Annotated in this window: 24 protein-coding genes; 10 read left to right on the top strand and 14 right to left on the bottom strand. The window is 43.8% G+C overall.

All coding sequences use genetic code 11. The features are described from left to right. Positions 1–30: 30 nt before the first annotated feature. Positions 31–1,932 (bottom strand): glutamine--fructose-6-phosphate transaminase (isomerizing), encoded by a 1,902-nt coding sequence (glmS, locus tag VL20_RS17655; protein ID WP_052277285.1) that lies wholly within the window; start codon positions 1,930–1,932, stop codon positions 31–33. A 411-nt stretch (positions 1,933–2,343) separates the two neighbouring features. On the opposite strand from glmS, the gene VL20_RS31255 reads away from it, so the two are divergent. Continuing rightward, positions 2,344–2,520: a hypothetical protein gene (locus VL20_RS31255; RefSeq protein WP_158499364.1), complete on the top strand. Its 177-nt coding sequence runs from the start codon at positions 2,344–2,346 to the stop codon at positions 2,518–2,520. A gap of 80 nt (positions 2,521–2,600) precedes the next feature. Here the strand turns inward: VL20_RS31255 and VL20_RS17650 are convergent, their stop codons facing one another. Next, positions 2,601–2,969, bottom strand: coding sequence for an aspartyl protease (locus VL20_RS17650; RefSeq protein ID WP_043998808.1), 369 nt, complete (start codon positions 2,967–2,969; stop codon positions 2,601–2,603). Next, positions 2,966–3,241, bottom strand: coding sequence for a hypothetical protein (locus tag VL20_RS17645; RefSeq protein ID WP_002756880.1), 276 nt, complete (start codon positions 3,239–3,241; stop codon positions 2,966–2,968). Before VL20_RS17645 ends, VL20_RS17650 begins: the two co-directional genes overlap by 4 nt. A 212-nt stretch (positions 3,242–3,453) precedes the next feature. Between VL20_RS17645 and VL20_RS17640 the strand changes: the two genes are divergently transcribed. Continuing rightward, positions 3,454–3,672 carry a hypothetical protein gene (locus tag VL20_RS17640; RefSeq protein ID WP_002756882.1) on the top strand — a complete coding sequence of 73 codons (219 nt, stop codon included), beginning with the start codon at positions 3,454–3,456 and terminating at the stop codon, positions 3,670–3,672. A gap of 282 nt (positions 3,673–3,954) precedes the next feature. On the opposite strand, the gene VL20_RS17635 is transcribed toward VL20_RS17640, so the two are convergent. From VL20_RS17635 to VL20_RS17625, 3 genes are all read right to left on the bottom strand, one after another. Continuing rightward, positions 3,955–4,173, bottom strand: coding sequence for a BrnA antitoxin family protein (locus tag VL20_RS17635; protein ID WP_228020977.1), 219 nt, complete (start codon positions 4,171–4,173; stop codon positions 3,955–3,957). 19 nt (positions 4,174–4,192) lie between these two features. Beyond that, the gene (locus VL20_RS17630; RefSeq protein ID WP_002785632.1) at positions 4,193–4,468 is read right to left on the bottom strand and encodes a BrnT family toxin; all 276 of its coding nucleotides are present in this window, start codon (positions 4,466–4,468) and stop codon (positions 4,193–4,195) included. A 561-nt stretch (positions 4,469–5,029) separates the two neighbouring features. Beyond that, the gene (locus tag VL20_RS17625; protein ID WP_284525837.1) at positions 5,030–6,505 is read right to left on the bottom strand and encodes a protein adenylyltransferase SelO; all 1,476 of its coding nucleotides are present in this window, start codon (positions 6,503–6,505) and stop codon (positions 5,030–5,032) included. Between the two features lie 31 nt (positions 6,506–6,536). On the opposite strand from VL20_RS17625, the gene VL20_RS17620 reads away from it, so the two are divergent. Beyond that, complete coding sequence (locus VL20_RS17620; RefSeq protein ID WP_002756891.1) at positions 6,537–6,794, top strand: CRR7 family NDH-1 assembly protein; 258 nt, start codon at positions 6,537–6,539, stop codon at positions 6,792–6,794. Between the two features lie 173 nt (positions 6,795–6,967). Next, positions 6,968–7,378: a salt stress protein, Slr1339 family gene (locus tag VL20_RS17615; protein ID WP_002756893.1), complete on the top strand. Its 411-nt coding sequence runs from the start codon at positions 6,968–6,970 to the stop codon at positions 7,376–7,378. 6 nt (positions 7,379–7,384) lie between these two features. Here VL20_RS17615 and VL20_RS17610 read toward each other — a convergent pair whose 3' ends face one another. Continuing rightward, a complete protein-coding gene (locus tag VL20_RS17610; protein ID WP_052278501.1) occupies positions 7,385–8,614 on the bottom strand; it encodes a hypothetical protein in 1,230 nt (409 codons plus the stop codon). A 199-nt stretch (positions 8,615–8,813) separates the two neighbouring features. After that, entirely contained in the window at positions 8,814–10,523 is a 1,710-nt protein-coding gene (menD, locus tag VL20_RS17605; protein ID WP_052277284.1) for a 2-succinyl-5-enolpyruvyl-6-hydroxy-3-cyclohexene-1-carboxylic-acid synthase, read from the bottom strand. Between the two features lie 279 nt (positions 10,524–10,802). Between menD and VL20_RS17600 the strand changes: the two genes are divergently transcribed. The 5 genes from VL20_RS17600 to VL20_RS17580 all read left to right on the top strand — a co-directional run bounded on the left by VL20_RS17600 (position 10,803) and on the right by VL20_RS17580 (position 13,990). Continuing rightward, positions 10,803–11,213, top strand: coding sequence for a M67 family metallopeptidase (locus VL20_RS17600; protein ID WP_004162447.1), 411 nt, complete (start codon positions 10,803–10,805; stop codon positions 11,211–11,213). Between the two features lie 6 nt (positions 11,214–11,219). After that, positions 11,220–11,732, top strand: coding sequence for a cobalamin biosynthesis protein (locus VL20_RS17595; RefSeq protein WP_052277283.1), 513 nt, complete (start codon positions 11,220–11,222; stop codon positions 11,730–11,732). Positions 11,733–11,739: 7 nt separating this feature from the next. After that, positions 11,740–12,915, top strand: a complete 1,176-nt coding sequence (locus VL20_RS17590) for a lipid-A-disaccharide synthase-related protein (RefSeq protein ID WP_052277282.1) — start codon at positions 11,740–11,742, stop codon at positions 12,913–12,915. 253 nt (positions 12,916–13,168) lie between these two features. Beyond that, on the top strand, positions 13,169–13,510 hold the full coding sequence (locus tag VL20_RS17585) for a DUF4164 family protein (protein WP_052277281.1): 342 nt from the start codon (positions 13,169–13,171) through the stop codon (positions 13,508–13,510). Between the two features lie 105 nt (positions 13,511–13,615). Further along, the gene (locus tag VL20_RS17580) at positions 13,616–13,990 is read left to right on the top strand and encodes a DUF4164 family protein (RefSeq protein ID WP_052277280.1); all 375 of its coding nucleotides are present in this window, start codon (positions 13,616–13,618) and stop codon (positions 13,988–13,990) included. Between the two features lie 103 nt (positions 13,991–14,093). On the opposite strand, the gene VL20_RS17575 is transcribed toward VL20_RS17580, so the two are convergent. The 6 genes from VL20_RS17575 to VL20_RS17550 form a co-directional block, all read right to left on the bottom strand. Continuing rightward, complete coding sequence (locus VL20_RS17575; protein WP_052277279.1) at positions 14,094–16,349, bottom strand: tetratricopeptide repeat protein; 2,256 nt, start codon at positions 16,347–16,349, stop codon at positions 14,094–14,096. Between the two features lie 162 nt (positions 16,350–16,511). After that, positions 16,512–16,916 carry a hypothetical protein gene (locus VL20_RS17570; RefSeq protein ID WP_052277278.1) on the bottom strand — a complete coding sequence of 135 codons (405 nt, stop codon included), beginning with the start codon at positions 16,914–16,916 and terminating at the stop codon, positions 16,512–16,514. A gap of 220 nt (positions 16,917–17,136) precedes the next feature. Further along, positions 17,137–17,793 (bottom strand): class I SAM-dependent methyltransferase, encoded by a 657-nt coding sequence (locus VL20_RS17565; RefSeq protein WP_052277277.1) that lies wholly within the window; start codon positions 17,791–17,793, stop codon positions 17,137–17,139. A 100-nt stretch (positions 17,794–17,893) separates the two neighbouring features. Continuing rightward, positions 17,894–18,247 (bottom strand): DUF1257 domain-containing protein, encoded by a 354-nt coding sequence (locus tag VL20_RS17560; RefSeq protein ID WP_002731874.1) that lies wholly within the window; start codon positions 18,245–18,247, stop codon positions 17,894–17,896. 135 nt (positions 18,248–18,382) lie between these two features. Further along, positions 18,383–19,894, bottom strand: coding sequence for a stress-responsive protein Ycf46 (gene ycf46, locus VL20_RS17555; protein ID WP_052277276.1), 1,512 nt, complete (start codon positions 19,892–19,894; stop codon positions 18,383–18,385). A 79-nt stretch (positions 19,895–19,973) separates the two neighbouring features. Then, on the bottom strand, positions 19,974–20,324 hold the full coding sequence (locus tag VL20_RS17550) for a slr0373 family blue light stress response protein (RefSeq protein ID WP_052277275.1): 351 nt from the start codon (positions 20,322–20,324) through the stop codon (positions 19,974–19,976). A gap of 502 nt (positions 20,325–20,826) precedes the next feature. Here VL20_RS17550 and VL20_RS31250 point away from each other — a divergent pair. After that, entirely contained in the window at positions 20,827–20,988 is a 162-nt protein-coding gene (locus tag VL20_RS31250; RefSeq protein ID WP_158499363.1) for a hypothetical protein, read from the top strand. Positions 20,989–21,265 lie beyond the last annotated feature (277 nt).

The raw sequence follows: 21,265 nt of genomic DNA, 5'->3' as shown, positions 1-21,265 counted from the left end.
TTGTGAACTGCACTTTCAACCTAAGGAACTTTACTCCACCGTGACACTTTTGGCTAAATTGCGCGGCTGATCCACGTCTAGACCGCGACGGGCTGCGATATGATAGGAGAGCAATTGTAGGGGAATTACTGTTAGAATTGGCGATAATAATTCCTCAATTTCCGGCACATACAACAAATCATTAAAGACTTTTGGTGCTTCCGTATCGCTGTCGGCAACTACTCCCAATAACCGCGCATCCCTTGCCTTTGCTTCCTGTGCATTGGAGAGAACCTTATCATAAACTATCCCCGGCATAGCAATCGCTACTACGGGAACTTTTGCATCTAAAAGCGCGATTGGTCCGTGTTTCATTTCTCCGGCTGGATAGCCTTCCGCATGAATATAACTGATTTCTTTGAGTTTTAAGGCTCCTTCTAGGGCAATGGGGAAATTAATCCCCCGTCCTAAGAAAATAAAGTCCTGGGTGTCATTAAATTCATGGGCCAATTCTTCGATCGCTTTTTCCTGTGTTTCTAAGACAGTTTCGATCGATCTTGGCAGCGATCGCATTTTATTAATAATTTGCTCGATTCTCTCTAAAGACAAAGTTTGACGACGATAGGATAAATCCAAAGCTAAGAGATAAAAACCCAATAATTGTGCCGTAAAACTCTTAGTTGCCGCCACCCCGATCTCGATTCCTGCTTGGGTATTAATAATCTGATCGACCATTTGTGCTAGGGTACTTTCGGGGCGATTAGTAATACCGATAATCCGGGCCTGATATTTTTTTTCTAATCCTAAACGACGCTGTTTTTCCGTTTCCAAAGCCGCTAAAGTGTCGGCTGTTTCCCCCGATTGCGTCACCCCGATAGTTAAAGTATTGGGCATCAGGGGCGTGGGTGCATAGCGAAATTCCGAGGCGTACTGTACCCTGGTGGGAATACCTGCCAACTGCTCGATCAAGTATTTACCGACTAAACTAGCGTGCCAACTGGTTCCACAGGCTAAAATCTGAATATGTTCTAAATTATCGTAAATTTCTTCAGAAAAATTAATATTTATTGGGTTGACATTATCCTCATTTTGTGCTGTCCAATGGGGATGCAGATAGGTTCCTAAACAGTCGCGCACCACTCCGGGTTGTTCGTAGATTTCCTTGAGCATGAAGTGACGATAACCCTGTTTTTCTACGGTCGTCGGACTCCAATCGAGGACTCTGGGGCTTTTACGGACTCTTTTGCCCTCAAAATTATAAATTTCTACTCCCAAGGGTGTTAACCGAGCGATTTCGCCATTATCCAGGGACAGCACCGCCCGGGTATGGGGAACCAAAGCACTAACATCGGAGGCACAGAAAAACTCCCCTTGACCAAAACCGATGATTAAAGGGGCGTGTTGCCGCACGACAATCAATTCATCGGGATAATCGGGACTAATCACCCCTAGGGCAAAGGCCCCCTCTAAACGTTCAATTGCCCTTAAAACTGCCTTGAGGAAAGGACTCACCCCCAAGTAGTCTTCATCGGTAGGTTTGGGTAGATAACTGGCGATTAGATGGGGAATAACTTCTGTGTCGGTTTCCGAGTCAAATATACAGCCTTTCTCCTTTAATTCTGTTCTTAATACCTGAAAATTTTCGACAATGCCATTCTGTACCACTGCCACCCGTTGACTATTATCGGTGTGGGGATGGGCATTACTTTCTATGGGTTTGCCGTGGGTTGCCCAACGGGTGTGACCGATGCCAATTTGGGAGGGATTAACTTCCTGTTCTAATTTTTCCCGCAGATTGTAGAGTTTTCCCTGGGCGCGGACTCGATGTAATTCACCTTCGAGAATTGTGGCAATTCCTGCCGAATCATAACCCCGATATTCTAAACGTTCCAAACCAGCTAGGAGAATATCGATCGCTGTTTGGGTTCCGATATAGCCAACAATTCCGCACATTCTTTCCCTGACCCCATTTAGGCTAAGTCCGATCTATTCTATCGCAAGCGTGACACTTGTTTGCTTAGAGGCTAAAGACGCACTGGTAAGGGCAAAGTTTCCTCTAATGGGACTCATCCTTCGCTCATTTTTGGGAGCAAGATGGGGTCAAAGAGTTGGAAAAGCTCACCCCGTCAAGGATTGAGCGAGCGGTACTGACGGGATTTGATCCTGAAGCAAAGAAGTCAGTCCCATACTCAAACAAGAGACCTCTTGCAAAAATCAAAAATCTTCCTTTAGGTGAGGAGTAAGGAGCCAGTAGCCAGGAGAATTAAGAATGAGCGTTAATTGATTAGGGTTTGCGGCAAAAAGTTTTTCGTGGGGGCAGGGTGTGGGGTGTAGGGTGTAGGGTTTTACCGATTTTGAGTGGGCATGGTGCGTTCCCAAAAATCGATCGGTGGAGCAGTGGGAGCCAGATTAGGGGACGCACCCTACAAGATCGCACTACGCAGTGCCTTCGGCATCGCACTACAATTGCTCCAGCAGCATATCGTACTCTGCATGGGAACCAACCCAGAACCAAATCACCGTATCATAGACAACATCTAACGTATAGGGCTTAATATATTCTAGCTTTCACGTTGCTACAGCGATGGCGTACTGTTACCCAGTGCCTTCAGCATCGCACTCTACTTCAACGCTTCGATCGTAACTAAACCACCCTCAATTGCCTGAATTCGCAAATCGTATCCTCGTAATAGCTGCATCCCAATCAACGGAACCGTCTCTGATTCGTTGATGTAAATCTCACGATATTGCCCGTCCCAGATCACAAGCCCGATGTAAACTTCAAACGTGCAGAAAGTCCCATCGCCTAACGTCGCAAGATCTCGACCCTCCCAAATAAACCCTAACCTAGCAATTATGTCAGACGGCAAGGTGAGAAAACCCGAAAATCCTGTATCAATTACAGCATCTACTATCTGCGTTGTTTCATTGTTTCTGACTGCGATCGCTAACGTCGCCTCACAGCCTTGATTTACACGACCTTGCATCATGGCTTTGTTCTCAGGCTCCGTGCACCAAAGTGATCGACGGCTGAATGCCCAATGCGAACAAACCATGTCTGAGTATCAGGCACTCGTGCAGAAAGTTGCTTCGCTGCGCTTACCAAATCATCCGCTACTTCAAAAGCCCCTGTTTCAATGTCAATTGCCACAATTTTCCCCTGATTACCCTCCTCGACTTGGGGACGTACCTGAGATTGATAAATCTCATTACCACGTCGAGCAAATTCTTCTTTACTGTAGCGGGGTTGTCGAACTGTCATTGAAGCGACCCTGTGGCGACTTTTGCCCCTCTATTTTAACCAAACATTGGGAATCTTCGCTAACATTCCTCAACTGGTCCGACCAGAGCGGCATCGCACCTAAACTCACAGTTTCAATCCATGGGCATGGTGCGTTCCCCAAAAATCGATCGGTGGAGCGGTAGAAGTTGCATTAGGGAACGCACCCTACAAGATCGGCGATCGCACTGCGTATGTTGTCTGCACTTCATGGAATTGGAGTCATTATTCTAGATACGGAAAACCCTTCTGAAAGTGAGATATTTTTACCAGCAAAATCTAGGGCAGAAATTGACTGGCAATCAGTGAATCGTATTGTGGTTGAAAATGATGATTTTAAAGATTATATTGAGCTAGTTTCAACTTATTACCAAACTGGAAGAATTAGAAGTCGGGATTGGAATAAAATTTGATAGATTTTCATAATCCCCGACCTTGATGATTAAAACCCTTAACCGTTTGTTCGGATATCTACTAGGGTACTGCCAACAATCTCTTTTAAGGAGACTGATCACAGAAGCTTTCTAGACTTCTAGCAAAGATTCTTAGATCTGACTGCACTTTGTCACAAAATTTCACTATTATTTCGGGTGCGGTGATTTGTTATAGCGGTTTTCAGTCTAATAAGGTATGGTAAATCCCTTGTTATGCCGCTGCAATCCTTGTTTTCAAATACAAAAATATGAATCTGCCTGTTATTGATGTGCCTCCATATACGCTCGTAGCAATTGATTGATCTGTGTTTGATAGCCACGCCCTTGAGACTTAAACCACTCTAATACATCGCTATCAATGGGGAGTGTAACTTGAGCCTTGGCTTTTGTAGCAGGTAAACCCCGCCGCACTACCGCCTTAGCAAACATTTCTGGCGTAATCTCTGGACAATCTGATAAATCAATATCTTCATCGCTCATCGCATCCAATCGTTGCCAATCAGTTTGAGAGTTGCTCGAAGTAGGTTCGTTGTTCATATTTCGTCGCTTTTCTTGCAGAAATAATACGGGTGCAATCCTCACGTTCTGTATGGACAACGGCAATCACTCGCCCTTGCAACAAACCGAATGTGACAAAACGCTGCTCTCCATAACCGTAACGATCGTCCTCAACCGTTACAATATCCCCATCAAACACGGCTGGAACATCGGTAAAATCTATTCCGTGCTTACGAAGATTAGCAAGACGTTTTGCTTCATCCCATTCATATTCCATAACCGAACGACAGCTACAATAACCAATTGTAGTTATAAATTGTCGTTACAGCTATCCATGCCAAGCAATTTTTATCGTGAATGAATGCCCCGCAAGCAACTTCAAGCCACTGTCCTAACCGAGGACTTGCCGCATAACTACATATTACAGGTCAACTTTCTGCATAACACTCTCCAGAGTAACGATATGGGTCAACTTTCTGTATATCACTCGATTTAGGCGCAATTGCAAGAAACTTTCCCCATATCACACCCAAAAGCGTGTTAGCCAGAAGAGCTTACTGCAAACAATCTCTTTTCAAGAGACTTATCACAGAAGCTTTCTAGAGTTCTAGCAAAGATTCTTAGATCTGACTGCACTTTGTCACAAAACTTCACTATTATTTTGACACTTTTAATAGTTGGAGCGGAAACATTGATCGCCAAGTCTGGTCAATTTTTGTCCAACGCATTTCAGGAAATGACCTGAATAAGTAGCTAGAGATAATTAATTACACATATTTAATCACCTGTTGCCTCTCCTAACCAAGAAATTAATTTTGCACCACTACTTATTACTTAATTACTGTTTATTTTGTAATTTTATCACTAATTCTTGGAAAGGTTGCCAATCATCTTTATAGGTAATTGCCTCCCAAACCGATTCGATTAGCGGTCTAAGTAAAGCAGTTTTAGGATTATAATGCGTTAAGGTGTTCCCAATTTGAACCAAAGAATCTGAGGGTAATTGATTTAAGACCAAACTATATAATTCTCGCCAACGTTGCCAATCAGCTTTCGGTAAATCCATATTTTCAAGAATTAGAGAACTATTTTCTCGCCAACCGTAATTAAATTGTTCACTTAATTGATAGAAAAAGTCGTGATAACCGAGGCCAGTTTCTTGGAGAACTTCCAGGGTTTTGCTGACCAGTAAAGCAGATTCGGGAGTAAAAATATCCTCAAAACCTAACTTTTTGAGCATCATTTTTTGATAATAAAAATTGTAATGCTGGTCATAGTTAGCCAAAGCCAGATCTAACTCTAACAAGGAGACGACCATGGCCAGGGGAGATTGCAGTAACTCTAGATTTAAGCGACAGATAAAAGGCTGATTGCCATAACTATAACGGCCACCGTAGTCGAAATAGGCCGCCGTAAATTGGGGGTTATAGGAAGGAATAAAAGCGTAGGGACCATAATCGAAACTTTCCCCGGTAATTGACATATTATCGGTATTGAGAACCCCATGACAAAAACCTGCGGCCATCCATTGGGCCGCTAATTTAGCGGTTCTTTCGATTAAAGCGGCGTAAAATTTTAAATAGCGATCGCTATCTTGGGGATTGATTTCAGGATAATAATAAATAATCACATGATCGAGGAGTCTTTTAATTAAATCGCTACGTTTAATATGAAATAAACGCTCAAAAGTCCCGAAACGAATATGAGAATTACTAACTCGAATCATCACCGAAGATCGCGTCGGGGAAGGTTCATCACCGCGCCAGAGGGATTCCCCCGTTTCCACCAAACTGAGACAGCGAGAGGTATTCACCCCTAAACCGCGTAAAGCTTCCCCAGCTAAGACTTCTCTGACTCCACCCTTGAGAGTTAACCTACCGTCCGCATGACGGGAATAGGGAGTCCGTCCCGATCCTTTCGTACCAAAATCGTATAATTTGCCATCAATACCCCTAACTTGACCGTAGAGAAAACCGCGACCATCTCCCAAGAAAGGATTATACTCGCCAAATTGATAACCGTGGTAACGCAGGGCCAAAAAGGGGGTCAGGGATTGAAATTTACCAAAAGCCTCGATAAAATGCTCATCTAAGGTTAATTCTGGCTGAATTCCCACCAAAGGTAATAAAGCATCATTGCGAAAACGAAGGATATGACTGGGAAAATCCGCGGCTGCAACTTGATCATAGTATTGGTCCCCCAAGTCCTGCATGGCGCTTTCGTAAGGGAGACTGAGAAAGGGATTGGTGAGATGGTCTGTCATAGTGGTGGTGTCGATCGAGCGTTGAGGCGATAAAGTGATAAAGATAGCCAAAAAATTTTCCTACTGAGACTATCAAACAGCGATGCCCGATTCTATTATGTATCAAGGGGACTATTTTCTTGTCCTTGAGGCCGATCAACCTGAACAATTCCAGACTCCCGACCAGTTGCGGGATAAGTTAAAAGATTTAATCACCGCAAAACCAGAGATTTGTCCCCGACAATTGGCGAAATTCTCTAGTTTTGAGGAAAAATCTCTCTATCTGCGCGATAATTACTGCGAGTTAGACCTGGGTGAGGAGGGTTATCTACAATGGTATGTGGTCCGTTTGGAAAAATAAGGAAACCCGTTATTCAGTAGTTAGGTGTTAAAAACTGTCAGACACCCCCCTTATCAAGGGGGGATTAAGGGGGGATCCATCTTCAATTTAATTATAACCAGTTACTTAGTTATTAAGGCAGAGGCAATCAGAGCAATTATCTTTTTAACTTTTTACTTTCTAACTTGATCATTATGGGAGAAATAGAAGATTTACTGGCACAAATGAAGGCAGAATACCAGAAACGGGATCAGGAAAAACCGATGCCGTCCCCTTCTTCTCGCCAAGAAAAAGATCGTTCCCCGGCCGAATTTAAGGTTAATTATGCCAGCGATTCTGCTACCGATGCGCTTTTAAAAGCTTTAGCCTTAGAAAACCAAGCAAGGCAACAACAGGAGGCAGCGGAAAAAGAAAAAGCGGCGGCATTAAAAAAGCAGCGTAAGCGAGAAGCTTTAACTAGAAAGGCAAAGCAATGGTTAGATAAATTAGATGCCAAATCGGAGGAAGGACGCTGGTTTGAGGAGTTTTCATATAGCTACGATTCTCCTTTAGAAGCGGCGATTACTTATCTAGAAGCTTTGGGAGAAGTGGACATTTCTAAATGATCAGGTCTAATTTAAAGTTGTGGGTAAATTTGCTTGGTCAAAAACTCGATTATGCCACCAAATATTATCACCGGCTAGAATATTTGTGCCGTAACGGGGAACGATGCCATAAACAGTGCCGGGGTCATAATCCAAAGCTTGACTGATGAGATTGTAGAGACGTTGTAGATCAAAACCCCGGGGGTCACAATGGGGATATTTTCCTTGATTAATCAGAAAACTATCTACGGCAAAATGGCTGACAATTTGCGGTAATTGTCCCGTTTGTAAGGCTGCGAGGAGATAATATTTCGCCGTTTGTTGGTATTGAAAATCGCTGTAACCGGGGAGGGGTTGCAAGCGTCCTTTGGTCAAACAGTGGGATCCCGGCGCTTGTACCAGTTCAATGTTAACGCTGGAGATAACCCGACGATTTCTTTCGGCAAAAATTGGTCGCAAGCGATCGCAATTAGGGTGGGATAGCTGCTGACAAATCGCTTCTGTTGCCCATAATGCGGTAGTTTTTGCCCCATCAAAGTAATTTATGGGATATTGCTTGACTAAACGCTTAAAGACGGCTTCTGAAGGCGTATTTAACCAAATTCTCGCCCTTTTTTCTAACTCAGGGGCCGATCGCGTACTCAAGGGAACACCCTCTAAAGCAAGAGCAAAACCCTTGACGCGGATGGTTTCTGGGGTAAGTTGCCACAGTTGACGCACTAATTGATCTCTGGTGTCTGCGGGCAGCATTTCGGCTGCTTGTTCATAAAAAGTGGCCGTGGGACGGTGACGTTCAAAAAAAGGCCGGGCGATCGAGTCTAAAATATCTCTATCCCTGGAATTCGGTTTGCGGGGGATGTAAACATTCGGACCCAATTTCATCGGACCGCGAGCATATTTTTTCTGTTCTTCGATGTTACCCGCAGTCATACTCCAAGCTGTATCGTGGAGAATAAACAAGGGAGAGCGTTCGAGGGTTAATTCGGTTTCTGGCGGGGCAATTTGCAAAAATTCGGCGATTTTCTGCTTTTCTAACTCATCTAGACTCTTACCGGCTAAATTCTCCCCCACAGTGGAGGGATTAAAAATATCTATGGTTGCAGTGGAGAGACTAGAGCTATTCAGTTTTAAAATCAGTAGGGACAAGACCAAACTAATCACCAAAGAAGTCACTCCCCATCGCCATTGTTCCGGGGGAAAGATAGAATATCTAGGGAGAGAAATTTGTCTGGATTTTTGCCGTCTTTGTCGATTCATCGGGCCTTTTTTACGCGCTTTCCACCCATTGTATTCACTTTCTCGAAAAAGGGAATTAATACTAAATCCGTTGAGCATAGGCTACCTATCAGGATAGGCAATAGGCACTCTTGCAATAGGCAATAGGCAGCTTTATTCTCCCCACTTCCCCACACCCCACTTCCCTACACCCCACTCCCTACACCCCACACCCCACAACCTACACATAATTACTGAGGAACCATTGAGTATTAAAAGCTCGATCGCAGGATATTTCTAGTAATCTTAGACCTGATTCTGGTAAAACTGCGATTTTTTCCTGAAAATCAGTCCAATCACTGATTAAATGGTAATCGATACCGTAGGTGTGACAGAGTTGGCAAAAGTCGATATTTTGGGGAGTGGCAAAAAATTCTTCAAAGGGAGGGTCAAATTTGGCGATCGGCAACATCTGGAAAATACCTCCCCCCTTGTTATTGATTAAAATTATGGTCAAGGAGCCAACAAAATATTTTTTGATTAAAAAACCATTTGTGTCGTGTAATAGGGCTAAATCTCCCGTTAATAGCAGACTAGGGACATTTTTATAAGCTATTCCTATAGCAGTGGAGAGGTTGCCGTCGATGCCATTGGCCCCGCGATTAAAATAGGGACGAATTTGGCGATCGCTAGGCGGGTTAAAAAACTCGGCATAGCGAACAGGCATACTATTAGAGATAAAGATCGGGGTGCGGGGGGGGAGGTATTGGGAGAGCAGCCAGGGGATTTTACCTTCAATCAGTTTAGTTTCTGCTGCCAAAAGGCGATCGATGGTTAATCGAGCTTGCTGGTCGAATTTTTGCCATAATTGCCGATATTCTTGGTTATTATCGGTTTTATCTGGGAATAAATCCCCTAATTGCTCGATATTTACCCTGAGATGTCCGGTTTTTCCCTGTAGAGGATCGTAATTATCGGGATGGGGATCGATAATCCAGCGCGGACAGTCGATTTCTTCTAACCACGTCCGTAATTCTTTGCTGGTGGGTAATTCGCCAATTTGCAGGACAACATCGGGGGTTAATTGGGTTTTAATGGCAGGATTCCGCAATAATAAATCATAGGTGGTGATCAGATGGGGATTTAACCCTGCATAGTTTCGCAGAGGAGATAAAGCTTCCGCTAAGACGGGATATTGTTGCGATCGGGCTAAATCAGCGATCGCCTGACAGTAACTTTCAGGGTTTTGCGGGGAAGCTAATCCCGCGATGATAATTCCTTGGGGGGGTAAAGAAGGAATTTCGAGAATTGAGTGGTTAATTGGCATATTTTGCCGAGATATATGGCTAAAAAAAGCCTCTTGGTCAAAATTAGCCTCTAAATTGTTAATTTCTAGATCGGGAGTTGGTGCGAGGGGATCCCGAAATGGTAAGTTCAGATGCACCACTCCGGGGACAGGATCGAGACAGCGCCACCACGCGTGGATGATAGTTTGACGGAGATAGCGTAAACGCTCGATATTGGCACTAGGACAGCTAATTTCCGCTTGCCAATTTGGATAATTACCGTAGAGTTTGACTTGATCGATAGTCTGACCGGCGTGAGCATGACGCAATTCTGGGGGGCGATCGGCGGTTAGAATTAATAAGGGGACATGACTTTCTTTTGCTTCAATGACTGCGGGATAAAAATTAGCCGTGGCAGTGCCAGAAGTGCAGACTAAAACCACCGGTTGATACAATTGTTTGGCTAATCCTAGGGCAAAAAAAGCGGCCGAGCGCTCGTCTAAGATGGGAATAGCTTCAATCTGGGGATGTCTTGCCAAGGCTATCGTTAAAGGAGTCGATCGCGATCCGGGAGAAACCACCCCTATCTTCAATCCCAAACGGGCCAATGTTTCGACTAAAATAGAACCCCAAAGTGTATTAAGATTGCGAAAATCGATCGACATTTATCAGTTCAGTGCAAAGGTTAGGGGACAATAAGATAAATTTAACATTGGCTGGAACCGGCCAAGAATAAGTTATTCCTAAGTCAGCGATGCAGAAGTTACTAAAAGAGAGCGAAGGCAATTAGTCCCTACAATAATATTATTGCGCCAATGGTAAGGGCGCATCGCGTACGGACAAAATGTCCTATAGATATTTCGACCAAATTCAGATGCACCCAGTTTTCAAGTTCCCTATAGCCAAAGCAAACTAACATCAATAGGTTTTGAAAATTTTCCCTTATGATCCTGATTACAGACCAAATTTCCCAGCGTATTTTCACCCACGCAGAATCCACCTATCCCGAAGAATGTTGTGGGTTACTCTTGGGAAAAATTACCGAAACCGCAGCCCAAGTGATCACCGTGCAAACCACAGAAAATAACTGGTCAGGTAATAGGAAAAACCGCTTTAGTATTGCTCCAGAAGTGCTTTTACAAGCTCAAAAATCGGCGCGGGAAAACCAGCTAGAAATTATTGGTATCTATCATTCCCATCCCGATCATGCCGCCATTCCCTCGGAAATCGATCGCCAATTAGCCTGGTCAGGATATACTTATTTAATTGTCTCCGTCGTTTCAGGACGAGCGATCGATTTACAAGCTTGGCAACTGGACGAAGGCGAACAATTTCAACCGGTAAAAATATTGTAGTCTTGTATGACTAGCGCTTCCCCCGCTTTCCACTCACCCGCAATCGATTTAATTGGGATAGGTCCCCTGTGGACTGGTTTTAGCCAACCTGGTTTTTACCCCGATCCTTCCGGGCCAAAAGTGCAGTACCATGGACGAGTATTATGGCTAGGAATAGGTTGCATCCGTGGGACGGAGAAAACGATCATAGATAGGGCAATTAGGGATGTTTTTAAGCGTTATCACCTCTCTTTAGCCGCTATTGCTGGTATCGCCACCCTTGACATCAAAGCTAATGAACGGGGTTTAATTGCCTATTGTCAAGAGCAAGGATTGCCACTAAAAACCTTTACTGCTGAGGAGTTGAGAGATATTAATGTCCCCAATCCCTCAGCTATTGTCCACAAGAAAGAAGGAACCCCTAGCGTCGCTGAAGCTGCCGCTTTAAAAATGGGCGATACTTTGCTAGTCAGCAAGCAAATAGAAGCAAAATCGGTGACGGTGGCGGTTTCTTTGGCAGCAAGGGAATATAGAGGATAACAAATCGATGCTTAAACAGGTTTTATTTCTTAGTAATGGTCATGGTGAGGATTTAAATGCTAGTTTAATTCTGGGGGAATTACAAAAAATTCAGCCCCAATTATCTATAGCTGCTTTGCCTTTAGTGGGAGAGGGAAAAGCTTATCAAAAATTGTCAGTACCAATTATTGCCCCCACTGCCACTATGCCATCGGGGGGAATTATTTATACCAATCCTTTGAATTGGATTAAGGATATTGGTGCGGGATTAATCGGTCTAACTATTAAACAAATTCAGGCAGCTTTTAAAGTTAGCAAGGATTGTGATTTATTGATAGCAGTGGGGGATATCGTGCCGATTGCGATCGCTCGTTTAACCGGTCGTCCCTTTGTGGCTTTTATTGTTTCTACTTCCAGTTATTACGAAGGCACAATTAAATTACCTTTACTGACAGAATTATGTTTAAGATCGAAGAATTGTTTAAGAGTTTTTACCCGGGATAAATATACAGCAACAGACCTACAAAATCGGGGTATTAAAAAAGCGATTTTTGCCGGTTATCCGATTATGGATGTCTTAACACCAACGGGTAAAGATTTAGAATTAGATAGTCAAATTCCCATGATTGCTTTATTAGCGGGGAGTCGTTTACCCGAAGCTTTGAGTAATTTGGCTTTACAGTTACAAGTCTGTGAGGAAATAGTTAAAATTAAACCGATGCAGTTTCGGGCTGCTATCATTCCTAGTATCAGAGAAACCGACTTAGAAAATTTAGCTAAACAAGAGGGATGGCATTATTTAGGAGCGGGAAAATTAGAGAAAAATGGGGCTTTATTGTGCTGTTATCGTGATGCTTTTGCCGATATTCTACACCATTGTGACGCTTGTTTAGCCATGGCGGGGACAGCAGTAGAACAAGCGGTGGGATTAGGAAAACCCGTCCTACAAATACCCGGATTTGGTCCCCAATTTACCTACCCTTTTGCCGAGGCACAAATGCGCTTATTAGGGGAATCGGTGATAACTATTGGACAGAAACCCACGGAGGTAAATTTATTTAAAAATGCCGCGGTTAAAATTATTGATATTTTGACAGATTCTCCTTATTTACACAGATGTTTAGAAAATGGCAAAATTAGAGTGGGAGAGTCCGGAGGTAGCAGAAATATTGCCGAGGAAATTTATAGCATTTTTCAAAATTAATGGCAGAGATAGTTATACTAAATCCGTTGAGTATAGGCTACATATCAGGAGAGGCAATAGATAATCAGAACGTAGGTTGGGTTGAAGCATGAAACCCAACACCTGCAAGGGTTACGCTACCGCTAACCCATCCTACAAATAATTGTGCCTCCCTACTTATCAGGACAGGCAATAAATAATCAGTCTTTAATAACCAGATTTAGGATTAAAATAAAATTATTGTACTATCATTACTCCCAGGGATGTTACCAAAATGTCTAACGAAACCGTTACTTATAGTCTTGAATCCGTCCTCAAGGAAATCAAAGACAGCATCAAGGAAGTTAACCAAAAAATCGATACCTTCCAACAGGATGTTAACCAGAAATTTGATAGCCTACAGAAGGATCTTAACCAGAAATTTGAGAAAATTGACGAACGGCTAACTAAGCTAGAGGTAGGACAGGCAAAACTAACTGAGAAAGTCGATGGGATGGATAGAAGACTAGAAAAGCTGGAAGGAACCCAAAAAAATCAAGTTTGGACGTTAATTATTCTTTTAGGAGGAGCGATCGGCACAGCAGCGTGGCGCTCTTTCTTTTCTGGTAATCCTTAGAAATATTACCATAATAATAAATGCTAGGTAATCAGTCTTTAATAACCAGATTTAGGATTAAAATAAAATTATTGTACTATCATTACTCCCAAGGATGTTACCAAAATGTCTAACGAAACCGTTACTTATAGTCTTGAATCCGTCCTCAAGGAAATCAAAGACAGCATCAAGGAAGTTAACCAAAAAATTGATACCTTGCAACAAGATGTTAACCAGAAATTTGATAGCTTACAAAAGGATGTTAACCAGAAATTTGACAGCCTACAGAAGGATTTTAACCAGAAATTTGACAAAATCGACGAACGGCTAACTAAGCTAGAGGTAGGACAGGCAAAACTAACTGAGAAAGTCGATGGGATGGATAGAAGACTAGAAAAGCTGGAAGGAACCCAAAAAAATCAAGTTTGGACGTTAATTATTCTTTTAGGAGGAGCGATCGGCACAGCAGCGTGGCGCTCTTTCTTTTCTGGTAATCCTTAGAAATATTACTATAATTTCTCACTTTAGGGTAGTTATAAGGGGAAATTAGCAGATGTCAAACTCAGGTTAAAAATAAGGGATATCTAACCCATCCTACCCCTAATTATGCTTTCCTCAACCATCTTTTTAACAATCGCCACAATGCCACTATTATCCCCCCAATTAAAACTAAAGGAAACTTAATCACCCCCAGAAAGAAAGCAACGATTAAGGGATATTTTCGGGTTTCTAATTGCCGAATTTCATCATCCGCTTCCGATATACGTTTGAGTTTATAGTAGGTAAGTCCCAGATTAAACCAAGCTTTCGCTTCACCCCCCCGATCACCGATTTCGCGTGTGATTGCTAAGGACTGTTGAGAAAACTCGATCGCTTTTTGGTATTCTCCTAGGGAACCGTAAGCATTGCCTAAACCCATGTAGGAATACGCTTCACCCCCCCGATCACCGATTTCGCGTGTGATTGCTAAGGACTGTTGAGAAAACTCGATCGCTTTTTGGTATTCTCCTAGGGATCTGTAAACAATGCCTAAATTATTGTAGGAATACGCTTCACCCCCCCGATCACCGATTTCGCGTGTGATTGCTAAGGACTGTTGAGAAAACTCGATCGCTTTTTGGTATTCTCCTAGGGATCTGTAAACAATGCCTAAATTATTGTAGGAATACGCTTCACCCCCCCGATCACCGATTTCCAGTGTGATTGCTAAGGACTGTTGATGAAACTCGATCGCTTTTTGGTATTCTCCTAGGGAATCGTAAACAATGCCTAAATTATTGTAGGATTTCGCTTCACCCCCCCGATCACCGATTTCCCGTGTGATTGCTAAGGACTGTTGATGAAACTCGATCGCTTTTTGGTATTCTCCTAGGGAATCGTAAACAATGCCTAAATTACCGTAGGAATACGCTTCACCCCCCCGATCACCGATTTCCCGTTTGATTGCTAAGGACTGTTGATGAAACTCGATCGCTTTTGGGTATTCTCCTAGGGATTTGTAAACACTGCCTAAATTATTGTAGGAATTCGCTTCACCCCCCCGATCACCGATTTCCAGTGTGATTGCTAAGGACTGTTGATGAAACTCGATCGCTTTTTGGTATTCTCCTAGAAAATAGTAAACAATGCCTAAACTGGTGAGGGATGCGGTATATTTCCAGTTGGTTTGCTCCTGCTGTTGTTGGTAAACAGTGACTAATTCAAGGTAATAATCCGCTAGGGTTTGATAATAACCCCGTCGGGTGATAAAATCATCGATAGCACGGAGAATATCAAAAGCATTGTCGTACTCGGTTAACTGATAGCGATGATAGAAAATTTCTAGGTAAGGTTGCACATCGTTGAGGATTTCCCAGGAGTCGGGTTGAGCAATAGAAAGATAATAGGCGATCGCTTTTTGGTGTAATTCCCTTTGATCGCCGGCTTTGTATTGTGCATATTCCCAAACTAAAGGCTGAAAACTAAAAATTCGCTGGCGATTTTCCTCTTTTTCTTCTAATAATGATCGTCGCTGCAATTCTCGCAAATCTGCCGTGATCTCGGATAGTGCGATCTCCGGGTAATTATCCATCACCGCTTTGGCTGCCAGAGAATCAAATTCTCGGCGATAAATGCTGGTTTTAGTGAATAATTCCTGCTGTCTTTGGCTAAGTCGCTGAAAACTAGCATCTAAAACTAAAGCAATTCCCACTGTCTCTTGACGATGGCTCCCCACCACCTGCGGATCGCTCAAAAGTTGCGATAAATTTCCTAATCCTAAATCCGCTAACCTTTCTAAACTGGGGTTTTGCGGAAATTCTGCTAAGATTAAATCCGCCACCAATCGCAGGAGTAATGGATGACCATCCACCCGTCGAGAAAAGTTCTCTAGATCCCCTGTTATTTGCGATTCCGCTAACAATTGCGCCCCTTCAGGAGGTTTCAAACCTTTTAGCTCAATCCAACGGTTAAAACCCCTAGTTTTTGGCTTTTCTCTGGTGGTGACTATAATTTTGCTAGTGTCACCTTTTTCTATCCAAGCAGTGAAAAACTGCTGATAAAATTCATTATTCCAAGAACCATCTTCCCCTAATAAACTCTCTAGATTATCAATAATAATTAGGTGGCGATGGCGTTGCAGTTGTCTGATTAAAGCTTCCTGTAAATCTATTTCTTTTTCGGGGACAGGATAACCAAAGTCCGTCAGGAATTGGCGAGCTAAACCACTAAATCCGCCCAGATTTCCCGCTTCCCACCAAAAGCGTTTTGGGAATAAATCTTCATCGTCTCCTAGGGAAGGATCGAGGGTAATTTTCTCTTCAAAAATTTTACTAGCTAGGGTAGATTTTCCAATTCCTCCAACTCCTTTGATGCCAATCATCGCAACATTTTGATAGTTAAATAACTGCTTAATTTGGGTGATTTCCTCCTCCCTTCCCTGCCAATGTACGAGACTTTTTCGAGCATTTCCTCCCTTGAAAATACTCCTTTGACTACTGCGATTATTTTCTATTGCGTCTGCTGTTGCGTGCAGATCCGCCAGTCATTCAGGAGGGATTCCTAGATTTAAATCACCCTTAACTTCTTGAATGTTCAATTGTTGTTTAATATCTTTGTTTATTTGTGTACCAATTTGAGTTTTCGTTTCTGTTTGATTCTGATTAATTGTCATAATTTGTTGTGCTAGGGTTTGGATTTCTTGGGCAAAATTGGGGTCTTTGAGCATTTCTACCTGTAAAAAAGGAACCACTTGCTGTTCAATCATCGCCTCGGATTTGGTTTGTTCGGCTGCCGCTAAAACCTGTGCTGCGGAGGGTTCCTTTTGTAACTTTTGCTTAATTTTTTGCCACAATTCTACACCTTTATCCATTGCTCCTTCCGTTAATTTACCGATAACAGCTTCAAAGGCGATTTTAGCGATTTCGGCGGCGGCTAATTCGGCTAACATAATTATCAATGGCGAGAATTTTTCGCCATTCTAGCACAACTATTTTGGGATGAAATTGCTTCTCCTCTCCCATTTGTCTCCTGGCAAGGTTCTAAGCTGTACTGCATCTAAACTGCATATTAGAAATATTACTACAAATGCTTAGAATTCCTCTCTCCAGGCTCCCTTCCCATAGACAGTCTTAACGAGCAATTTAGATAGTCAACCTACTTAACGATGACTATAATCCTAGAGAGGATTCTTTTTTTCCTATGACTGCATAGAAGGGATCAGCAACCATAATTCCTAACATTTGCAGGAAACTGGGGGTAGTAGCAGGACGAACGATCGCCTGTACTTCCCTAAATCCCGCCACCGATTTAAAATAGGATTTCACTAACGCTACCCGGCCTAAATCGCTATTATCGCGCCAAGCAGCGATCGCTTTTTGGTAAAACATCCGATTGGAAAAACTAACCACCACCAGACCATTAGGCTTTAAAATGCGATACAGTTCCGCAAAAATCGCCTCTGGATACTGCAAATACTGCACCGACACCGTGATTAACACCGCATCAAAAGAACTATCCTCTAGGGGCAATTTTGGCTGTGCATTCAGGTCTTGGACAAAATAACTATGCAAGCGGGGATTTTTGGCTAACTCCTCCCCATTCATCCCGTGACCTTCGATATGCTCAAATTCCATCTCCTCCGGTAAATGGGACACCCAGCTGCTCATCAGGTCTAAAATGCGCGTATTCGGCGATAAGATCTCTCGGTAGAGAGCGGTTAATCGATCGATAAAACCCTCATCCACGTGGGTGACAAAGCGGGGAAAAGCATAAAAATCGCTGTCTTTCGTCGGATCGAGTTTAGTTCTTTCTTCGGGTCGGAGCATTTTTGTCAAGTTAATTTTACTATTCTTAACATACCCCACAGACAGAAAAAAGGGTTAACCGAACTGGTCAACCCCTAGGCTTGGGAACGCGCTGTAAATCTTAGCTTTGAACGACTAGCTTAACGTTAGCGTTTTGCAGACCGCGCTGTTTCACTTCGGATAGGGTTTTGTTCACAGCGTATTTTTGGTTGATCGAGTTGATCAATTCGGTTTGATTGTGTTTTTTGGCTACACCCCAGAGGTCAGCGATTAAATCGAAACTGCCGTCGGTATTGCGAGACCAACCGAGATCATATTCGCCATCGAGAACAGCAACGATGTCGGAGCGAACCCGTTGACCGTTGTAACCACGAACATCGGCTTCGGTTTTCACGCTGATGCCGAGGTCGCGGAGAGAAGCTTTGAGGATTTCGGCATCGGTGATTTTGGTCCGGAGAGTGCTAAAATGAGACATTGGAATTTCCTCTTTGTAGATTAAGAATTAACAACAACAGATTGAGAGTTAAAGAGTGCCGCCAAGCGGCTTTTCGAGGCATTGCTAGTCCCTGAGAACTAGCCTTTCATCCCGTTGGGAGCGGGCGAAAGTCTGTTAGAACTCCAATCGCTGGTACTCAGCGACGGAGGCCGAAGCAGGTCGGGCGCGTTGTCTGGCCCAATCACGCAGGGCTGTCACCTGTTCGGTCATGGTGCGAGATAGGGGCAGAGTCGCCTTAATCGCCGCAATAATGTCTAATTGCGTGAATTCGCGATCTTGGGCGAAGGCCTCATACATGGCGGCAATCAGCGCCTGTTCTATTTCCGCACCGGAAAACCCATCGGATACCTTGGCTAACTGCTCCAAATCGAAGCGAGAAATGTCGGAGCGTCGTTTAGTCAGGTGAATATTAAAGATATCTTGTCTTTCTTCAGAATTGGGCAAATCGACAAAGAAGATTTCATCGAAGCGCCCCTTGCGGAGAAATTCCCCCGGTAGCCGTTCAATCCGGTTAGCTGTGGCCATAACGAAGACGGGCGAGGTTTTTTCCTGCATCCAAGTCAGGAAGGAGCCGAAGATGCGGCTAGAGGTTCCCCCATCGGAATCGGCGGATCCTGTACCACCGGCAAAAGCTTTATCTAATTCATCGATGAACAGAATGGCCGGAGAGATGGATTCGGCAGTTTTTAGGGCATTACGCAGGTTAGCCTCGGAACGTCCCACCATGGAACCATCGTAAACCCGTCCCATATCTAAGCGCAGGAGCGGTAAACTCCAGAGGCGCGAGGTGGTTTTAGCGATTAAGGACTTACCACAGCCGGGTACTCCTAAAATTAGCATCCCTTTCGGTTGGGGGAGTCCGTAACCTCTGGCTCTTTCTGTAAAGGCGTTCGAGCGCTGTTTTAACCATTTTTTTAGTTCTTCCAGACCGCCGACGGCATTGATGGTCTCGTCCTCTTCAATGTATTCTAAGATTCCGTTGCGGCGAATCAGTTGTTTTTTCTCGGAAAGGACGATTTCCACCTCGTCTTCCGTGAGTCTGTTCGCTTTTACATGGGCTTTGCGGTAAACTTTTTCGGCTTCATCTTTGGTTAAACCTAAGGCCGCTTTCAGGAGTTTTTCCCGGACCTCTGTGGTGGTACGACGATTTTGATTTTTGCTTAGGTGTTGCGAGAGAACCGTATCTAACTCTCCCATGTCGGGCAGGGGAAAATCCAGAACTACCACATCTTTCTCTAGTTCTATGGGGACTTCTTGCAGGGGAGACATTAAAATAATGATTTTTTCGGTTCCTTTAAAGCTGGCGATCGCATCTCTTAACCAGCGAGTCACCGGAGCAGAAGTGATGAACGGATGCAGGTCTTTAAAGATGTAGATGCCCGCTTCCCGTTGACGCACTACCCATTCGATCGCCGCTTCTGGCGACACGGTATTATGTTGACTGGTTTGGCGCGGTTGACCCAGTTCGATCATGCCGTGGGTGACAGTCCAGACAAACACCCGTCGATGTTGTGTATTTAGTTGGGCTATTTTGCTGATGGCTTCTTCCGCCCTTTCCTCCTCGGAGGTGACGAGGTAAATCAGGGGATACTGAGCCTTGACGAGAATTTCTAGCTCTTCTTTCATAACATCGACCCTATTTGTGGTAACGGTTTTGACCTTGGGCGGCTGATGGCTGTGGCTGCCTTGTTCGGCTACTGAGAGTTTAGCAGGGAACTAAGGCTGCTTCTCCCTCTGTGGTTCCTTGGGCGCCAACGGGTTCGGGAACTTCGAGCGGGAACTCGTCGCCCACTATTGCGGGCTGGCGTTTGATCGACCTTAGCCGATCTTCTTTCATCACTAACGCGGCATCACACTCGGGACAGACATGAACCTGATAGGTTTTGCCATAGGCGGCGGCTTCGATTTCTTCTACCTTTTCGGGGTATTTCAGGTAAAAAGCGATCGCTTTTTCCACCAGCCCTGACATCGATTCTTCATCGACCGCGGCTTTTATCTTTAGTTGACGATGGACTCCAGGGGGAAGGTACAGTGTGACTTTTTGCTTGTCTTGCATATCACTAAATTGGTTTACCCGGGTATGTGTCTCTACTATAACCACTGTCTTTCTCTCCTGTCAAGATGGTAAGCTGTTATAACGGCATAATTGTAATATTTCTTTACAATTGTTGGGGTGATGGGGTGTGGGGTGATGGGGTGTGGTGCGATTCGTTGGCTAGAAACTAGACAGTAAGACGTTTAGAGGATTAGCCGCTTGGTAAATGTAGTACCTTGATAACTTTATAGCGTTTCTGATTCACAAGAGGTACATTCGCGATCCTGAACAGCTTAATCAGCAAAGGTTTAAGTGTGCCGCACAGATGCGAGAACCGCTATATCGCTCTTGGAGGGAGTCTGGCAAAAGTCTTACAGTCTCTAAACTCTAGCTCTCTTATGGGGTAAGCCTTCAAGCTATCGCTAACTAACAGAAACCCGAAATTTGGCTCTTCTCGACTTTGTGTGATAATTTTTGCTTATGTAAGGTTAAATGCTTACTGGGCAAGACTTTTAGGACTATTTTGAAAGAAGAAACTATCAGTATAGACCTCGTTTACACACAGAAACCAGAAGAGCCGAAATTTGAGTTTTTATTAGAAAAAAAGTTAGCGATCACTTGTCAACCAAGGGTTTCAGAATCTGGATTCCGTCGGGGATTTCCGAAAGTCCCAGAAGAGCGTTAACCCTACAGGTGCGGGTTAGTAATAACCTTAGTCCTGTCCTCTAGATGCTTAGAGTGACGGCATTTCCTGCTGCTTTAGACGTGGTACATCTGAGGTAGTGAGCGAGGAAAAAAAGCGGTATCTGATAGCCTAAATCAGAAACCCGTTGAGCCAGAACTTATGGATAGCCCCCGACCCAGCCATGGTTTTCAGACTTAACGGGAAAACTAAGGTTGTCATCCCTTCAGATTGACTCATAGTCGCCCCTAGGTGCTGGATGTGACTTTTAATAAAGATG

Origin of the sequence: Microcystis panniformis FACHB-1757, from assembly GCF_001264245.1 — a bacterium.
GTDB classification, from domain to species: Bacteria; Cyanobacteriota; Cyanobacteriia; order Cyanobacteriales; family Microcystaceae; genus Microcystis; species Microcystis panniformis.
Note: the sequence above shows the minus strand (reverse complement) of the source record. Positions and strands in the feature narration are given on the sequence as shown.

What these genes read in the sequence shown, in the direction of transcription:
- glmS (WP_052277285.1), bottom strand. Translation starts at nt 1,932, where the DNA reads ATGTGCGGAATTGTTGGCTATATCGGAACCCAAACAGCGATCGATATT.
- VL20_RS31255 (WP_158499364.1), top strand. Translation starts at nt 2,344, where the DNA reads ATGGTGCGTTCCCAAAAATCGATCGGTGGAGCAGTGGGAGCCAGATTA.
- VL20_RS17650 (WP_043998808.1), bottom strand. Translation starts at nt 2,969, where the DNA reads ATGATGCAAGGTCGTGTAAATCAAGGCTGTGAGGCGACGTTAGCGATC.
- VL20_RS17645 (WP_002756880.1), bottom strand. Translation starts at nt 3,241, where the DNA reads ATGACAGTTCGACAACCCCGCTACAGTAAAGAAGAATTTGCTCGACGT.
- VL20_RS17640 (WP_002756882.1), top strand. Translation starts at nt 3,454, where the DNA reads ATGTTGTCTGCACTTCATGGAATTGGAGTCATTATTCTAGATACGGAA.
- VL20_RS17635 (WP_228020977.1), bottom strand. Translation starts at nt 4,173, where the DNA reads ATGAGCGATGAAGATATTGATTTATCAGATTGTCCAGAGATTACGCCA.
- VL20_RS17630 (WP_002785632.1), bottom strand. Translation starts at nt 4,468, where the DNA reads ATGGAATATGAATGGGATGAAGCAAAACGTCTTGCTAATCTTCGTAAG.
- VL20_RS17620 (WP_002756891.1), top strand. Translation starts at nt 6,537, where the DNA reads ATGCCCGATTCTATTATGTATCAAGGGGACTATTTTCTTGTCCTTGAG.
- VL20_RS17615 (WP_002756893.1), top strand. Translation starts at nt 6,968, where the DNA reads ATGGGAGAAATAGAAGATTTACTGGCACAAATGAAGGCAGAATACCAG.
- VL20_RS17610 (WP_052278501.1), bottom strand. Translation starts at nt 8,614, where the DNA reads ATGAATCGACAAAGACGGCAAAAATCCAGACAAATTTCTCTCCCTAGA.
- menD (WP_052277284.1), bottom strand. Translation starts at nt 10,523, where the DNA reads ATGTCGATCGATTTTCGCAATCTTAATACACTTTGGGGTTCTATTTTA.
- VL20_RS17600 (WP_004162447.1), top strand. Translation starts at nt 10,803, where the DNA reads ATGATCCTGATTACAGACCAAATTTCCCAGCGTATTTTCACCCACGCA.
- VL20_RS17595 (WP_052277283.1), top strand. Translation starts at nt 11,220, where the DNA reads ATGACTAGCGCTTCCCCCGCTTTCCACTCACCCGCAATCGATTTAATT.
- VL20_RS17590 (WP_052277282.1), top strand. Translation starts at nt 11,740, where the DNA reads ATGCTTAAACAGGTTTTATTTCTTAGTAATGGTCATGGTGAGGATTTA.
- VL20_RS17585 (WP_052277281.1), top strand. Translation starts at nt 13,169, where the DNA reads ATGTCTAACGAAACCGTTACTTATAGTCTTGAATCCGTCCTCAAGGAA.
- VL20_RS17580 (WP_052277280.1), top strand. Translation starts at nt 13,616, where the DNA reads ATGTCTAACGAAACCGTTACTTATAGTCTTGAATCCGTCCTCAAGGAA.
- VL20_RS17575 (WP_052277279.1), bottom strand. Translation starts at nt 16,349, where the DNA reads ATGATTGGCATCAAAGGAGTTGGAGGAATTGGAAAATCTACCCTAGCT.
- VL20_RS17570 (WP_052277278.1), bottom strand. Translation starts at nt 16,916, where the DNA reads ATGTTAGCCGAATTAGCCGCCGCCGAAATCGCTAAAATCGCCTTTGAA.
- VL20_RS17565 (WP_052277277.1), bottom strand. Translation starts at nt 17,793, where the DNA reads ATGCTCCGACCCGAAGAAAGAACTAAACTCGATCCGACGAAAGACAGC.
- VL20_RS17560 (WP_002731874.1), bottom strand. Translation starts at nt 18,247, where the DNA reads ATGTCTCATTTTAGCACTCTCCGGACCAAAATCACCGATGCCGAAATC.
- ycf46 (WP_052277276.1), bottom strand. Translation starts at nt 19,894, where the DNA reads ATGAAAGAAGAGCTAGAAATTCTCGTCAAGGCTCAGTATCCCCTGATT.
- VL20_RS17550 (WP_052277275.1), bottom strand. Translation starts at nt 20,324, where the DNA reads ATGCAAGACAAGCAAAAAGTCACACTGTACCTTCCCCCTGGAGTCCAT.